The 15,994-nt window shown below is 34.1% G+C and carries 13 protein-coding genes; 9 read left to right on the top strand and 4 right to left on the bottom strand.

All coding sequences use genetic code 11. The features are described 5' to 3' along the window. Positions 1-112: 112 nt before the first annotated feature. The gene (locus GM921_RS04590; protein ID WP_182921429.1) at positions 113-3,358 is read right to left on the bottom strand and encodes an amidohydrolase family protein; all 3,246 of its coding nucleotides are present in this window, start codon (positions 3,356-3,358) and stop codon (positions 113-115) included. Between the two features lie 79 nt (positions 3,359-3,437). Here GM921_RS04590 and GM921_RS04595 point away from each other — a divergent pair, with 79 nt between their 5' ends. The 9 genes from GM921_RS04595 to rplT all read left to right on the top strand — a co-directional run bounded on the left by GM921_RS04595 (position 3,438) and on the right by rplT (position 13,132). Continuing rightward, entirely contained in the window at positions 3,438-5,330 is a 1,893-nt protein-coding gene (locus tag GM921_RS04595) for a RecQ family ATP-dependent DNA helicase (RefSeq protein WP_182921430.1), read from the top strand. A gap of 52 nt (positions 5,331-5,382) precedes the next feature. Next, the gene (locus tag GM921_RS04600) at positions 5,383-6,705 is read left to right on the top strand and encodes an MFS transporter (protein ID WP_182921431.1); all 1,323 of its coding nucleotides are present in this window, start codon (positions 5,383-5,385) and stop codon (positions 6,703-6,705) included. 24 nt (positions 6,706-6,729) lie between these two features. Next, the gene (locus GM921_RS04605; RefSeq protein ID WP_182921432.1) at positions 6,730-7,467 is read left to right on the top strand and encodes a (Fe-S)-binding protein; all 738 of its coding nucleotides are present in this window, start codon (positions 6,730-6,732) and stop codon (positions 7,465-7,467) included. A gap of 191 nt (positions 7,468-7,658) precedes the next feature. Beyond that, on the top strand, positions 7,659-8,582 hold the full coding sequence (locus GM921_RS04610; protein WP_182921433.1) for a hypothetical protein: 924 nt from the start codon (positions 7,659-7,661) through the stop codon (positions 8,580-8,582). Between the two features lie 185 nt (positions 8,583-8,767). Continuing rightward, positions 8,768-9,856, top strand: coding sequence for an acyltransferase family protein (locus GM921_RS04615; RefSeq protein WP_182921434.1), 1,089 nt, complete (start codon positions 8,768-8,770; stop codon positions 9,854-9,856). Between the two features lie 127 nt (positions 9,857-9,983). After that, entirely contained in the window at positions 9,984-11,909 is a 1,926-nt protein-coding gene (gene thrS / locus GM921_RS04620; RefSeq protein WP_182921435.1) for a threonine--tRNA ligase, read from the top strand. Between the two features lie 12 nt (positions 11,910-11,921). Beyond that, the gene (gene infC / locus GM921_RS04625) at positions 11,922-12,491 is read left to right on the top strand and encodes a translation initiation factor IF-3 (RefSeq protein WP_055131820.1); all 570 of its coding nucleotides are present in this window, start codon (positions 11,922-11,924) and stop codon (positions 12,489-12,491) included. Between the two features lie 26 nt (positions 12,492-12,517). Continuing rightward, positions 12,518-12,718: a 50S ribosomal protein L35 gene (gene rpmI / locus GM921_RS04630; protein ID WP_173269083.1), complete on the top strand. Its 201-nt coding sequence runs from the start codon at positions 12,518-12,520 to the stop codon at positions 12,716-12,718. A gap of 69 nt (positions 12,719-12,787) precedes the next feature. Further along, the gene (gene rplT / locus GM921_RS04635) at positions 12,788-13,132 is read left to right on the top strand and encodes a 50S ribosomal protein L20 (protein WP_055131818.1); all 345 of its coding nucleotides are present in this window, start codon (positions 12,788-12,790) and stop codon (positions 13,130-13,132) included. A 313-nt stretch (positions 13,133-13,445) separates the two neighbouring features. Here rplT and bioD read toward each other — a convergent pair whose 3' ends face one another. From bioD to GM921_RS04650, 3 genes are all read right to left on the bottom strand, one after another. After that, the gene (gene bioD, locus GM921_RS04640; protein WP_182921436.1) at positions 13,446-14,057 is read right to left on the bottom strand and encodes a dethiobiotin synthase; all 612 of its coding nucleotides are present in this window, start codon (positions 14,055-14,057) and stop codon (positions 13,446-13,448) included. Continuing rightward, positions 14,057-15,181, bottom strand: coding sequence for an aminotransferase class I/II-fold pyridoxal phosphate-dependent enzyme (locus tag GM921_RS04645; RefSeq protein WP_182921437.1), 1,125 nt, complete (start codon positions 15,179-15,181; stop codon positions 14,057-14,059). The genes bioD and GM921_RS04645 overlap by 1 nt, the downstream gene beginning before the upstream one ends. A 62-nt stretch (positions 15,182-15,243) precedes the next feature. Continuing rightward, the gene (locus tag GM921_RS04650; protein ID WP_182921438.1) at positions 15,244-15,984 is read right to left on the bottom strand and encodes an MIP/aquaporin family protein; all 741 of its coding nucleotides are present in this window, start codon (positions 15,982-15,984) and stop codon (positions 15,244-15,246) included. Between the last annotated feature and the right edge of the window lie 10 nt (positions 15,985-15,994).

Raw genomic sequence — 15,994 nt, forward strand, 5'->3', positions numbered from 1 at the left:
TAAGAAAATTAAGTTTTAGTATCCAAAAGTAATTTTGTCATTCAGAGCGTAGTGAAGAATCTCTTTTTAATTCATTAGAGATTCCTCGTTCCTCGGAATGACAAAAGCTATATTAATCGCAATTTGGTACTGTAAAAGTCCAAGTGTCAGATAATTTATAAGGAATTGTAAACGCAACACCTTTATCCAATTCAAACCACAATTTAGAACGAACTTTTTCTCTAGTTCCTGTTTCATTCATGGTTAAACTATCGTATAATCTTCCATTTACCATCACATATTTAACCTTTTCAGAATTTCTAATATCATCTAACGGATTTGAATCCATAACTACTAAATCGCCCAATTTCCCAACTTCTAAAGAACCGATTTCTTTATCCATACCCAAATAGCTTGCACCGTTTAGTGTAGCATTGCGAATAGCTTGTAATGGCGTTGCACCACCTTGCACAAACATCCATAATTCCCAATGTGCACCTAAACCTTGTATTTGCCCGTGAGCACCTAAATTGATTTTTGTACCACCATCTGCAATCTGTTTTACTGCTTTCGATACTTCAATGTGATTATAATCCCCATATTCTGAGGTAGTTCTTCTTCTAGAACGTGAATCAATAATCGCTCTTGGTGTAAAACTTAATAATCGCTCATTCTCCCAAACATTTGTTCTGTCGTACCAATAATTTTCACCCCACTGACCACCATAAGCAACAATTAAAGTAGGTGTATAAGCAACTGAGGTATTGTTCCAAAAGTTAACCACATCTTTATAAATTGGCGTTACAGGAATGCTATGTTCAATACCTGTATGTCCATCTGCAATCATATTCATATTTGTGAAAAATGTAGAACCGCCTTCTGGTACAACTTCCATTTTTAACTGTCTGGCGGCCTCTAATATTTGCTGACGCTGATCTCTGCGTGGCTGATTATACGACTTTACCGAAAACGCACCAACCGCTTTTAATCTCCTTAAATGAGATAAAGCGTCATCTAAACTATTAATCACTACTTTGAAATCACCATCGGCACCATATAAAATAGAACCAGTAGAATATACTCTTGGACCAATCATTCGTCCAGCTTTTAGCATTTCACTCTGACTAAAAACCATTTCTGTATTGCTACTTGGATCGTGAGATGTAGTTACGCCAAAAGCTAAATTAGCCAAGTACGACCAATCTTGTTGTGGGCTAATTCCATCTGGACTTGTGCGTAAATGCGCATGTACATCAATTATTCCTGGCATTATTGTTTTTCCAGTTACATCAACAACTTTTGCATTTGCTGGAATATTTACATCTTTTCCAACGGCAATAATTTTATTGTTCTCTAAAAGAATTGTTCCCTCTTCAATTACTTCATCACCTTTCATTGTAATAATTCGAGCACCTTTTAACGCTAAAAGACCTGTTGGTACATCTGTTTTAAGTTTTAAACCAATAGCAACACCAGCAGTATCTGGCTCTGGTAAAACTTGTGGTGCACCTTCAATAAAATTGAAAGTATTTTTAATTTCTCGGTTATAATATTGCTCTCCTAACGTCCAAAGTAGTTTTTTGCTGTCAGCACTCCAATGTAAAAACGTTCCAGCATCTTTTGTAACTCTTGCCAAAGGGATAGATTTGTTATTAGCTGATAAATCTAAAGCTACACCAGCCGTAACCATTGGGGTGATGTAAGCGTTGAATAATTCTGTAAACGCCATCCATTTTCCATCTGGACTTGGCACAAACTGAGTTGCATATTGAGAAGTGTAATGCGTTCTTTCATTGCCGCCGTTCAAATCCATACTTTTAAAAGCTTTTTTACCAGCTTCGTATCCTTGGAAATAAATTCGACTATCATCAGCATTAAAAATTGGTTTAATTCCGCTTTCGCTAATTAATGTTTTTGCTCCGCCATTTGCAGGCATAATGAAAATTCCAGTGTTTTTTCCATAGGTTAAGCCTAAAGTCTCATTTCCAACTCCTTTTCTGAAAACTATTTTATCACCTTTGTTTGAGTAAGATGGAGAATAATAATAACCTTTTTCGTCTGTTAATGAAATGGTTTTGCCAGTTTTAAGATCGGTTCTTTTTATCGCACCTTTAAATTCATCGCTCCATGTAGTATAAATTACAAATTTGCCATCGTTGCTAAATTCTGGTTCAAACTCAAAATCAATTCCATTAGTAACTCGCTCTGGCATCCCGTTAGGTAATTCTTTTTTGTATAAATAACCTGCAGCATTAAAGATTACTAATTTGCCATCGGGCGATGTAGTTAATTGTCTAATCATTTTAACCGTAAATTCAGGATTGAAAACCTCGTGTTCAAAATGTAAAGATTGTTGAACAGTTTGTGAGCTATTTACCTCGAAAGGAATATCGCTTACCAATAAATTATTTAAGTCAATTTGTTTGATTTTTCCTTTGGCATAAAATACGATACGTTTCGAGTCTGGTGTCCATGCAAAGTTTGGATAAACTCCAAAAACAGCCCAAGTTTCTTGTTGATCGTGAGATAAATCTTCATATAAAGGCCATTCTTCACTTGTTTTTAGATTTTGAATATATAAAGCCGATTTTAAACGTACTCTTTTTACATACGCCATAAATTTGCCATCAGGCGATATTTGCGGACGAGCAGAACCGCCTTGTTCAGCTATTAAATTGGTTAATTTTCCGGTCGTTAAATCTAATTGTCTAATCGCGTAAATTAGCCCATTCGGATCTTTGCTATATTCAAAATTCGGACCTGGAGAAACATCTTCACTAAAGTATAAGAATTTACCATCAGGCGATACATTTGGCTCTCCAGCATCTTGCTGATCATTTTTTCTTTTCGTTAATTGCACACCATCACCACCGTAAATGCTGTACATCCACATTTCACCTGCGCCTAAAGAACGTGAGCCTGTAAAGTGTTTTCTAGCCACTAAATATTCACTATTTGGCATCCAAGTTGCATTATTTAACAGACGAAAAGTTTCTTTGGTAATCTGTTTTTTATTGCCGCCTTCCATATCCATAATCCAAATATTATCGCCACCACTTTTATCGCTGGTGTACGAAATGTATTTCCCATTTGGACTAAAACGAGGTTGAACATCCCAAGCAATACCTCCACTTAATAACTTTGCAGGACCGCCAGTTATAGACATTTTATAAATATCACCCAATAAATCAAAAACAATTTCTTTTCCATCTGGACTAACATCTAAATTCATCCAAGTACCTTCATCGGTAGTAATGGTAAAGTTTTTAGTTTGTCCTTTGTATTTTTCTACATCCCACTTTTTGGCCTCTTTTTTCTCCTGCGCAGATGCAGAAATTAATAAGAATAAACAGCTAGCGAATAAGGAAATTTTTTTCATCTTAGTTAATTGTGATAATTTAAGTTGCGCAATTTAATAATATCAGTCCGTTTTTATTAGTTTTGAAAACATCTTTTTTATGACAGAAGCGGAGATTTTAAAGAAATATTGGGGTTTTGATAACTTTAGGCCTTTACAGGATGAAATTATCCAATCTGTTTTAAACGGAAATGATACATTAGCTTTATTGCCAACTGGCGGAGGGAAATCGCTATGTTTTCAAGTGCCAGCAATGGTTATGGATGGAATTTGCATTGTAGTTTCGCCATTAGTTGCCTTGATGAAAGATCAAGTCGAGAATTTAAAGGTAAAAGGAATTGAAGCTATTGCGATTTATGCTGGAATGGGCAAAAGAGAAATCGATATTCTTTTAGATAATTGTATTTACGGCAAAATTAAATTCCTTTATTTATCACCAGAAAGATTGCTATCCGAAATTGTTCGTGAACGAATTTCTTACATGAATGTGAATTTAATCGCAGTAGACGAAGCGCATTGTATTTCTCAATGGGGTTATGATTTTCGACCTCCTTATTTAAAACTAAAAGAACTTCGAGAAATTCATCCTGATAAGCCAATTTTAGCTTTAACTGCTACTGCAACAGCTTTCGTAAAGGAAGATATCTTGCAAAAACTAGAGTTAAAAAATCCTCAAATCTTTATAAAGAGTTTTGCTCGTACCAATTTAAGTTATGTTGTTTTCGATTTAGAAGACAAACATAAAAAACTGTTAGAAATTGCTAAAAACGTAAAAGGGTGCGGACTGGTTTATGTTCGAAATAGGAGAGAAACTGCTGAAGTTGCTCATTTTTTACAACGAAATGGAATTGCAGCAGATTTTTATCATGCAGGGATTGAAAAAGAATTGCGTTTCAAAAAACAAGAAGATTGGAAAAAGGATGTAATTAGAATTATGGTTGCCACCAATGCTTTTGGGATGGGAATTGATAAACCAAACGTTCGTTTTGTAATCCATTTAGATTTACCAGATAGTTTAGAAGCGTATTATCAGGAAGCTGGTAGGGCAGGGCGAGATGAAAAACGTGCTTTTGCGGTATTATTGGCTAATAAATCTGATCAATTGATATTAAATGCGAAATACGCAGATAGTTTTCCAACAGTTGAGGATATTAAAAAAACATATCATTATTTAGGCAGTTATTTTCAACTCGCTTTTGGTGCTGGCGAGGGTTTAAGTTTTGAATTTGATTTAGCCGATTTTTGTAAAAAGTTTAATCTTGGTGTAATTAAAACACTAGCATCGTTAAAGTTTTTAGAACACGATGGTTATCTCGCTTTATCGGAAAATGTATTTTTACAATCTCGACTAATGTTTATAGCTGGTCATGAAGATGTTTATCGCTTTCAAATCGAAAATTCTGGTTATGATGCATTAATTAAAACTATTCAGCGTAGTTACGGTGGTGCTTTTGATGGCTATGTAAAAATTAAAGAAGCAGATTTATCCAATAGATTGAAAATTTCTTTCAAGGAAGTTGTTGAACATTTAAATCGGTTACAGCAATTGGAGATTTTATCGTATTTACCACAAACCGATAAGCCACAATTACAATTTATATTGCCACGGGCAGATCAGTTACATCTAGATATTGATGTGAAATACATCAAATTACGACAACAAATACAAATCGATCAAGTTAAGGCAGTGTTAGCTTATGCATCAACACCGTTATGTAGGAGTAAACAATTGCTTCATTATTTTGGTGAAACCAATGCTGATAAATGTGGATTTTGCGATATCTGCCTTGCAGAAAGAAAAATAGAAGAACTAGCTCAATTAAAAGATAAAATAGATTTTGAGATTATTACCTTATTGCAAAGCGAACATTATAGTCTAGATGAATTGGTAACTAAACTAAATGCGGGTATGGAAAACGATAAAATCGAGAGAATTAGAGAGTTATTGGATGCCGGAAAAATAAAAACAGATGGGAAAAAGTATTATTTATAGCTAGTTAAATGAATTAGTTAATTTTTATTTACTTTTAGTTACGCTTAAAACTATGCAACAGAAAAACGATAAAAAAGTTATTCGCTCTTGGGCCTTTTTCGATTGGGCTAACTCTGCTTATAACTTGGTCATAACCTCAACAATATTTCCTGCTTATTATACAATTATCACTTCAGATAAGAATGATAACACCATAGATTATGTGACTTTTTTAGGAAGAAAGTTTGTTAATTCCGCATTATACAGCTATGCAATGGCTGTCGCTTTTTTAGTTATTGCATTAATATCTCCAATATTATCTTCAATTGCAGATACTAGAGGAAATAAAAAGATTTTCATGCAAATGTTCACTTATATAGGTTCTTTAGCTTGTTGTGGACTATTCTTTTTTAAAATTGAAACGTTAGAAATTAGCGTGATTTTATTTGTTTTAGCAGCTATTGGTTTTTGGGGAAGTTTAGTTTTTTATAATTCTTATTTGCCAGAAATCGCTACGGTAGATCAGCAAGATAAAGTAAGTGCAAAAGGTTTTACTTACGGATATATTGGAAGTATAATTCTGCAGTTAATTTGCTTTGTATTTGTTTTTAAACCCGATTGGTTTGGCATTACAGATAGTTCTATTCCAGCTAGATTATCGTTTTTTATGGTGGGTATTTGGTGGATGGTTTTTGCACAAATTCCATTCAAAAATCTTCCAAAAGGAAGCCCTAATTTTAAAAGTGAGAAACAAAATGTGATGACTAGCGGCTTTAAAGAACTAAAAAAAGTTTGGGGTCAGGTAAAACAAATGGCTTATTTAAAACGCTTTTTATATGCATTCTTTTTTTACTCGATGGGTGTACAAACTGTAATGTTAGTGGCTACCATTTTTGGTGAAAAAGAATTGCATCTCCCAACATCAAAATTAATTGCTACTATTTTATTATTGCAAATTGTTGCAATTCCTGGAGCAATGCTGATGTCGTATTTATCATCAAAAAAATACGGAAATGTAAATGTATTGATAGGAGTGGTGTTAATATGGATTGGCGCTTGCGTTGCAGCATATTTTATTCATACAGAATATCAATTTTATGCTTTAGCTGCTGTAATAGGTTTAATTATGGGTGGTATTCAATCCTTATCACGTTCTACTTATTCTAAATTTTTACCTCAAGAAAGTCCAGATCATACTTCCTTTTTTAGTTTTTACGATGTAACGGAGAAAGTCGCTTTAGTATTTGGGATGTTCAGTTTCGGTTATATTGAAGAATTAAGTGGCAGTATGCGAAATTCTGTTATCGCATTAGCCATCTTTTTTGTTTTAGGATTACTATTTTTGCTGTTCTTGAAAAAAGTACAACCTAAATCAGTTGCTGTTATTGAAAAATAGGAGCCTTATTTTTAATATTTCCCGATGAAGATAGAATTATTTGTTCCTTGTTTTGTAGATCAATTATACCCAGAAACTGCATTTAATACTATTAAAGTGTTAGAAAAAGCAGGCTGCGAAGTGAGTTACAATTCAAAACAAACGTGTTGCGGACAACCGGCTTATAACGCTGGTTATTGGGAACAAGCCAAAGAAATTGGTGGTAAATTTTTAAATGATTTTTCTGAAAGTAATTATATTGTAGCGCCATCTGCTTCATGTGTTGGTATGGTTAAAAATGGATTTAACGATTTGTTTACCAATACAATAGTGCATAATAAATGCCGAAGTATGCAAGCTAATATCTTCGAGTTATCTGATTTTTTAATCAATGTTTTAAAGAAAGATTATTTTGGAGCAGAGCTTGAGGGAAAAGCGGTATATCATGATTCATGTAGTGGTTTACGCGAATGTAAAATAAAAGAAGAACCTCGTCAGTTACTTTCTAAAGTTCATGGTTTAGAACTAGTAGAAATGAAAGATACAGATATGTGCTGTGGTTTTGGTGGTACTTTTGCAGTTAAATTCGATGCAATTTCATCTGCAATGGCAGAACAAAAAGTAAATAATGCATTAGAAATGGACGCAGAATATATCATTTCGACAGATTTATCGTGCTTAATGCATTTGGAAGGCTATATCAAAAAGAATAATATTCCATTAAAAACAATGCACATTGCAGATGTACTAGCGAATGGCTGGTTAGAAAGTACTGAGTATTAGTGTATAGTTGATAGTCTATGGTTGATAGTTTGGATTTATAATTAAGCAGCATGCCTAAACATTTAGGCTATCGTCTATGAACCATTAGCTAAATGTAAAAGAAACGCTATAAATCAATAAATTAACCTTTTTTAACACTTGAAGTCTAAAAACTACAATAAATTTGTAGTATCAAAACAATAAATATATCCATGAAAAAAATTCTTATTGCCTTTGTTGGTTTATTCACATTAACCTTAACGGCTCAGGCACAAAAAAAATCTGGAGCAATCCAGTTTGAAACTACAATAGATCCAGCTGCAATGGCTGCTGCAAATGGTATTAAACTATCTGATGAAATGATAGCTAGAATGCCTAAATCATCTAAATTAAACTTTGAATTATTGTACTCTGCAACTAATGCTAGCTACATGCCGGTTGAAGAAACTGAAGATAGTAATGGTGGAGGCGGCGGAGGCGGTATGGCCCGTATGATGATGCGTTTTGGTGGTGGTGGTGGTGCAAGAGAATATTTTTACTCTTTTGCTGATCAAAAATTGCTTGAAGTTTTCGATTTAAACGATACAACCTATGCAATGCCTAGTAAATTAACCGTTGCTTTACCTGCTCCTCCAGTTAATATGAATAGACAAGGTCAACAAGGAGCAGCTGCTACAACTGCAGCTCCAGCAGCAACTAGTGCGGTAGTTTTTTTACCAGGTCCTCCAACACTAGAAGTAGTTAAAAGTGATGAAACAAAAAAAATCCTTGGTTTCAACTGCAACAAAGTGATTGTAAAATCTATTCGTAAAGCGCAAGTTTTAGGTATGGATAAAGATGTTATTGATGAAACAGCAGTTTGGTATACCAATGATCTTGGTTTTAATTTTTCTCCAAATCCTAATTTATGGACTGAAGGAACTGTTTTAGCTATTGAAAATAAAGGAAGTAGTACTACTGCAAAGAGTATTGAATATAGAAATGTAAGTACAAAAGATGTAACTGCTCCGAAAAAAGCTTTACCAATTACAGCTGATGAATACAAAGCTAAAATGGAAGCGATGATGAAAAGATTTAGTGGCGGTAACAGAGGTGGTGCACCAGCTGGTAACGTTAGAAGTGTTATTATTAATTAATTTTCCTTCACTATAGTTTTAAGCCCTCGATTTTTATCGGGGGCTTTTTTATTTCCCGCTTTTAATGAGATACTTAAAATGTTTCCATCAATTTTTTTACAAGTAAAACTGATTATCTCATTAGTTTTTTTTGTGTGTAATTCTCAAATGGTTATTATTGGGCACACATATACAATGAAACACGAATGAATACTAATCAAAACAACGTCGATTTATTAAAAACAAAACAGCATTTCGAAATTTTAGATGGTTTAAGAGGAGTAGCAGCTATAATTGTTGTTATTTATCATTTTATGGAAATTGCTATTACCGATTACAATAAAAATTTCCTCTCTCACGGTTATTTAGCAGTCGATTTCTTTTTCTGTCTATCTGGCTTTGTAATTGCCTATGCGTACGATAATCGGATAGCGCAAATGAGCACTTGGCAATTTATTAAACTAAGACTTATTCGATTGCAACCTTTAGTAATTATTGGCTCTGTATTAGGCTTATTAACTTTTCTTTTTGATCCTTTTAGCAGTTTTTATACTGTATACGGATTTGGTAAAACTGCATTAATTTTCTTATGCTCTGTGTTCTTAATCCCATATCCTGCTATGGCAGAGCGATACACTAATCTTTTTAGCTTAAATGCACCCGCTTGGTCACTTTTTTGGGAATATATTGCAAATATTTTTTATGCTTTAGTACTTTTCAAAGCATCTAAAAAGATATTATTAGTGTTAACTTTTATAGGAGCAGCTATCCTTTGGTATGTAGCTATTCGTTCTACAAATGTAAGCGGCGGTTGGGGTGGACAAAACTTTTGGGATGGAGGAGCAAGAGTTCTTTTCTCTTTCGTAGCAGGTATGTTAGTGTATCGCTCCAACTGGATTATTAAAAATAAATTAGGTTTTTTAGGATTGAGTATACTTTTAATCATCGCCTTTATAACGCCGTATAGAGATCAATACAACTGGATTACTGAACCAATTATCGTTATATTTTATTTTCCATTATTGGTTTCTTTGGGTGCAGGATCAATTTTAAAATCATCACATACAAAAATCACAAAACTATCAGGAGAGATATCATATCCTTTGTATATGACACATTATCCATTTGTGTGGATATTTTTAACCTATGTTGCAGTCGTTAAACCCTCACTTTCGCTATTGACAATTGTAATTCCCGTTTCTGTGATATTATTAATCATTTTATCTTATTTGATTATGAAATTTATGGATATCCCAATTCGTGAATATTTGAAAAACAAGCTACGGAAAAGCTAGTTGAAAATTCAGAAATAAGCTTTTATACTTTGAAATCATCTGTAAAAATGGCATCTTTGCATTTCAAAAATCACTTTGTATGTGATTTTACTAAACAATTTTATTAACCTTTAAATCATAGTTGTAGATGATTAACATTACTTTACCTGATGGCTCTAGCCGTCAGTACGAAAAGGGCACAACTGCCCATCAAATTGCCTTATCTATTTCAGAAGGCTTAGCAAGAAACGTTTTAGCAGCAGAAGTTAATGGAGAAATCTGGGATTCTTCTCGTCCAATTGAATCTGATTCTACTGTTAAATTATTAACATGGAACGACACAGCTGGTAAAGCTACCTTTTGGCATTCATCAGCTCACTTAATGGCTGAAGCTTTGGAAGCTCTTTATCCAGGTACTAAATTTGGTATCGGTCCTGCTATTGAAACTGGTTTTTATTACGATGTAGATTTTGGCGATCGCGAATTTTCTTCGGATGATTTTAAAGCTATTGAAACCAAAATCTTAGAATTAGCTAAGCAAAAAGAGGTTTTTAGCAGAGAAAGTGTAAGCAAAGCTGATGCAATTAACTATTTCACTAAAAAAGGTGATGAGTATAAATTAGACCTTTTAGAAGGTTTAGAAGATGGAAAAATCACTTTCTATACTCAAGGTGCATTTACTGATTTATGTCGTGGACCACATATTCCAAACACTGGTTTTGTAAAAGCAGTAAAACTGATGAATGTGGCTGGCGCATATTGGCGTGGTGATGAAACCAAAAAACAATTAACTCGTATTTACGGTGTAACTTTTCCAAAAGCTAGCGAATTAACAGAGTATTTGCTAATGATCGAAGAGGCTAAAAAACGCGATCACCGTAAGCTTGGTAAAGAATTGGAACTGTTTATGTTCTCTGATAAAGTGGGAGCTGGCTTACCAATGTGGTTGCCAAAAGGAACTGCTTTACGTGAACGTTTGGTTCAATTTTTAACTAAAGCGCAAGTTAAATCTGGCTATGAGCAAGTAATTACACCCCATATTGGTCACAAAAATTTATATGTAACTTCTGGCCATTACGAAAAATACGGTAAAGATAGTTTTCAACCTATAAAAACACCACAAGAAGGAGAGGAGTTTTTCTTAAAACCGATGAACTGCCCTCACCATTGCGAAATGTACAAGTTCAAACCTCGTTCGTATAAAGATTTACCAGTTCGTTTTGCTGAATTTGGTACAGTTTATCGTTACGAGCAAAGTGGAGAATTGCATGGGTTAACTCGTGTACGTGGTTTTACTCAAGATGATGCACATTTATTCTGTCGCCCAGATCAAGTTAAAGAAGAATTTAAGAAAGTAATAGACCTTGTGTTATATGTTTTCAAATCATTAGGGTTTGATAATTACATTGCACAAATATCTTTACGTGATCCAGAAAATAAGGCTAAATATATTGGTTCTGATGAGAATTGGAGATTGGCCGAAACTGCGATTATTGAAGCTGCTGAAGAAATGGGTCTTCCAACAGTTGTTGAGCTTGGAGAAGCTGCTTTTTATGGTCCGAAACTAGATTTTATGGTGAAAGATGCATTGGGTAGAAAATGGCAATTAGGAACAATCCAAGTAGATTATAATTTACCAGAACGTTTCGAATTGGAATATACCGGTAGCGATAATTTAAAACATCGCCCTGTCATGATTCACCGTGCACCATTTGGTTCATTGGAGCGTTTTGTGGCGGTATTAATAGAGCATTGTGCTGGAAACTTCCCATTATGGCTTTCTCCGGAGCAATATATTATTCTTCCTATCTCAGAAAAGTATGAAGAATATGCAAAAAAAGTTTCAGATGAACTAAATAATTCCGATATTCGCGGGCTGATAGACTTTCGAGATGAGAAGATTGGAAGGAAAATCAGAGATGCTGAGGTTAAAAAATTGCCTTATATGCTCATAATCGGTGAAAAAGAAGCGGAGGAAGATAAAGTTTCTGTTCGCAAACACGGAGAAGGAGATTTAGGAAGTATGACTTTAGCAGAGTTTAGCGCATTAATTAGTAAAGAAATAACAGTTTAAATAAAATAACATTTGGCATTAGGAAGACCAGGATTTAATAGGGGACCACGTCCTCCTTTTAAGAAAAAAGAAGCAGAACATAATATTAATCAGTATATCAGAGCTCAAGAAGTTAGGTTAGCTGGCGATAATGTTGAGCCGGGGATTTACCCTTTGGCAAAAGCTTTGGCACTTGCTGATGAATTGGAGCTTGATTTAGTTGAGATTTCTCCAAACGCAGTGCCACCTGTTTGCCGTATTATCGATTATAGCAAATTTGTTTACGAACAAAAGAAAAAGCAAAAAGAGATAAAGGCAAATGCTAAACAAACTGTAATTAAAGAAATTCGTTTTGGACCTAACACGAACGATCACGATTTTCAATTTAAACTAAAACATGCGGTTAGCTTTTTAGAAAACGGCGAAAAAGTAAGAGCCTACGTACACTTTAAAGGTAGAGCAATTGTTTACAAAGAACAAGGCGAAATATTATTGTTAAAGTTTGCTCAAGCATTAGAAGATATAGGTAAAGTAGAATTACTACCTAAATTAGAAGGAAAACGCATGTTTTTAACATTAGCGCCTAAAGTAGCAAAGAAGTAATAAATTATATAAATTAAAACAGGGTTATGCCAAAAATGAAAACCAATTCCAGTGCTAAAAAGCGTTTTTCGCTTACTGGAACAGGGAAAATCTCAAGAAAGAACGCATACAAAAGTCACATTTTAACAAAAATGAGCACTAAACGTAAGCGTAATTTAGGCCAGACAAGTCTGGTAAGTAACGCTGATATGGGCAACGTTAAACGTATGCTTGCAATCGGTAAATAATTAATTTTTAACCAGATACTCGGTACCTAAGATTGCTAACGCAACACCGCTTATCAAAAACAACACATTATGCCACGTTCGGTAAACGCAGTAGCTGCTAGACGCAGAAGAAAAAAAGTCCTAAATATGGCCAAAGGCTATTGGGGATCAAGAAGCAAGGTATTTACCATTGCTAAAAACACGGTAGAAAAAGGTTTGCAATATGCTTACCGTGACCGTAAAGTTAAGAAAAGAGAATTCCGCGGATTGTGGATCCAACGTATTAACGCTGGAGCACGTGAGCACGGTGTATCTTACTCTCAATTAATTGGTAAATTGGCAGCTAAAAACATCGGTTTAAACCGTAAAGTATTAGCAGATTTAGCTATGAACCATAAAGATGCTTTCAAAGCAATCATTGATGCAGTAAAATAAGAAATACAGTTTCAAAGAAAAGGCGAGCTTAATGTTCGCCTTTTTTTATGGCCAATTTTTTGTCATTCAGAGTATCGCGAAGAATCTCATTATAAAAGTTTGAGTGACAATAAATAGTTTTAGAAAAGCAATTTCATCACATTAATTAAAGTAAGCCTGGCTTTCCGCTTATTTTTTTTTCGCTTCGACTTCGCTCAGGATGACAAAAAGGATGTCGCTTCAATCCAGTTTATAAAACGTAATTCTGTGCAAGAAACAAAAAGCTAGGGCAAACCGTTGCAAAATGAGTTTACGAAGCAATCTCCAAATAAACTTAAAGCGTTATATATTTTCCAGCTTCAATAACCATTTGCTTATTGATATTTTTTAACAAAGGAATTCTACCTAAACAAGAAATTTGTGTGTATTTTAAAATATAATCTTCAGTTTCTGAATTAGTTTCTCCATTAAAAATAATTCCTTTAATAATAATGTTATGCTGTTTTAAAGTATTAATAGTCAATAATGTATGATTTATGCTGCCCAAATAATTTTGTGAAACTACAATAACTTGAACATTCAAATGTTTAATTAAATCTAAAATTAACTCCGTATCATTTAGTGGTACTAGTAAACCTCCAGCGCCTTCAATTATAAGTGAATTATCAGTTTTTGGAAGATGAAATTGGTTTAATTCAATTTGTATTCCATCTAATCTTGCAGATAAATGTGGAGAAAGAGGGTTGTTTAAACGATACGTTTCTGGGTGAATTTTAGTTTTAGAATTGCTAATTAAGTTTTTTACAGTTAAACTATCACTTTGTGCTAAATCTCCAGATTGAATTGGTTTCCAATAATCTGCTTTTAATTTTTCAGTTAAAATTGCACTTATTAGTGTTTTTCCAATCCCAGTTCCAATTCCAGTTACAAAATATTTCTCAGCCATTATTGGAATGTTTTTAAATGGTTCACTAAATTGATAATTTCTTCGTCACTATTATACGTGTGTAAGCAAATACGCAAACGTTCTTTTCCTTCCGCTACAGTTGGACTTAAAATCGCTTTTACTTCAAAACCCTTATTTTGTAAACTAGCCGATGCTTTTCGAGCACTTTCATTACTATTAAATAAAACAGTTTGAATTGCACTTTGGCTCGGGATAATTGATAAATTCAGATCGTTAATTAACTGGTTATAAAGATTTATTTTTTTGGTGATTTGATTGGTTTCATCGCCTTTGGCTAATAATTGATACGCACAATTTACAGCCAAAATGTTATGTAGAGGCGCACCGGTGGTATAAATAAATGAACGAGCAAAATTAATTAAGTAATTGCGTAGGTTTTCACTTCCCAAAATTATGGCTCCATGTGTACCAATTGCTTTGCCGAAAGTTACAATACGAGCAAAAATATCATTTTCTAAGTTTAGCTCTACAACCAAACCTTTACCATGTTCTCCAAAAATACCAGTCGCATGTGCTTCATCTACAATTAGATGAGTATTATATAATTTACATAATTTGCTAATTTCTTGTAGCGGTGCTAAATCTCCATCCATAGAATATACGCTTTCTACCACAACATAAATTAGACCTTTTGCATTTTTCAGCTTCTGTTCAAGATCTACTAAATCATTATGTTTAAACTTAAATCGCTCTGCATTGCTAAGCCTAGCGCCATCAATTAAACTTGCATGTATCAATTCATCAGTTATAATTGTATCTCCACGCTGTGGGATGGAAGAAAGTAAACCAACATTCGCATCGTAACCAGAATTAAAAATCAACCCTGTTTCTGAATGATGAAAATTGGCAATAAACTGTTCTGTTTCTTCTGTATATGGATGATTTCCACTCAATAGACGCGAACCGCCAGAACCATTTTTTAAACCTTCAATTTCCTTACTTTGTTCTTCAATTAATGATTTTAATTCAAGTGAACGAGCGAATCCTAAATAATCATTGGAGCAGAAATCGAATGGGAGTGAAGCATTTGTTAATTTCCTCAACAATGCTTTTTCAATCCTGTCATTCAGCTTATTTTTAAGAAAATTTTCTGCTTGATTCATTCATCCAAAAATAAAGAAAGCCCCGAGATTATCGAGGCTTTCCAATTTTATATTTTTGTTTTTTAGCTAGCGCTTAAGGCTAAATAAGCCAAAGCAGCTAATGACGAACCTATTATTGGACCTAGAATTGGAATCCAAGCATAATCCCAACCGCTACTTCCTTTTCCTTTCATTGGGATAATAGCATGAATAATTCTTGGGCCTAAATCTCTGGCCGGATTAATTGCATAACCTGTGGTTCCACCTAAAGCTAAGCCAATAACCCAAACTAAAAAAGCAACTGGAACTGCGCCTAAAGATCCTAAGCCAATTGGAGTGAGTGCTTCTTTTGTTCCCATACTTGCGCCTGCTAAATAGAAAATAACGAATATTAATACAAATGTTCCAATAATTTCTGAAAACAAGTTGGATATATTATTTCGAATTGCAGGAGCTGTTGCAAATGGAGCAGCTTTTAAACCTTGATCTTCTGTTGCATCAAAATGGTCTTTATAAATTAACCAAACTAGTAGCGATCCCAACATGGCACCACCTATTTGTGCTGCAACATATCCTGGTACTAAAGCCCAATCGAATTTATGAGCAATTGCTAAACCTAAACTTACAATTGGGTTTAAGTGTGCACCGCTGATTGGTCCGGCGACTACAACACCAACAAATACAGCTAGTGCCCAAGCTGTGGTTATAACAATCCAGCCGCTGTTATTGCCCTTTGTTCCTTTTAATACAACATTTGCTACTACGCCATTGCCTAGTAAAATAAGCAAGGCTGTACCAATAAATTCTGCTAAATACGCATTCATATTTTTGTTT

It is taken from the genome of Pedobacter planticolens, assembly GCF_014172375.1.
GTDB lineage: Bacteria > Bacteroidota > Bacteroidia > Sphingobacteriales > Sphingobacteriaceae > Pedobacter > Pedobacter planticolens.

Coding starts and splice junctions, on each gene's coding strand:
- GM921_RS04590 (WP_182921429.1), bottom strand. CDS start 3,358: ATGAAAAAAATTTCCTTATTCGCTAGCTGTTTATTCTTATTAATTTCT.
- GM921_RS04595 (WP_182921430.1), top strand. CDS start 3,438: ATGACAGAAGCGGAGATTTTAAAGAAATATTGGGGTTTTGATAACTTT.
- GM921_RS04600 (WP_182921431.1), top strand. CDS start 5,383: ATGCAACAGAAAAACGATAAAAAAGTTATTCGCTCTTGGGCCTTTTTC.
- GM921_RS04605 (WP_182921432.1), top strand. CDS start 6,730: ATGAAGATAGAATTATTTGTTCCTTGTTTTGTAGATCAATTATACCCA.
- GM921_RS04610 (WP_182921433.1), top strand. CDS start 7,659: ATGAAAAAAATTCTTATTGCCTTTGTTGGTTTATTCACATTAACCTTA.
- GM921_RS04615 (WP_182921434.1), top strand. CDS start 8,768: ATGAATACTAATCAAAACAACGTCGATTTATTAAAAACAAAACAGCAT.
- thrS (WP_182921435.1), top strand. CDS start 9,984: ATGATTAACATTACTTTACCTGATGGCTCTAGCCGTCAGTACGAAAAG.
- rpmI (WP_173269083.1), top strand. CDS start 12,518: ATGCCAAAAATGAAAACCAATTCCAGTGCTAAAAAGCGTTTTTCGCTT.
- rplT (WP_055131818.1), top strand. CDS start 12,788: ATGCCACGTTCGGTAAACGCAGTAGCTGCTAGACGCAGAAGAAAAAAA.
- bioD (WP_182921436.1), bottom strand. CDS start 14,057: ATGGCTGAGAAATATTTTGTAACTGGAATTGGAACTGGGATTGGAAAA.
- GM921_RS04645 (WP_182921437.1), bottom strand. CDS start 15,181: ATGAATCAAGCAGAAAATTTTCTTAAAAATAAGCTGAATGACAGGATT.
- GM921_RS04650 (WP_182921438.1), bottom strand. CDS start 15,984: ATGAATGCGTATTTAGCAGAATTTATTGGTACAGCCTTGCTTATTTTA.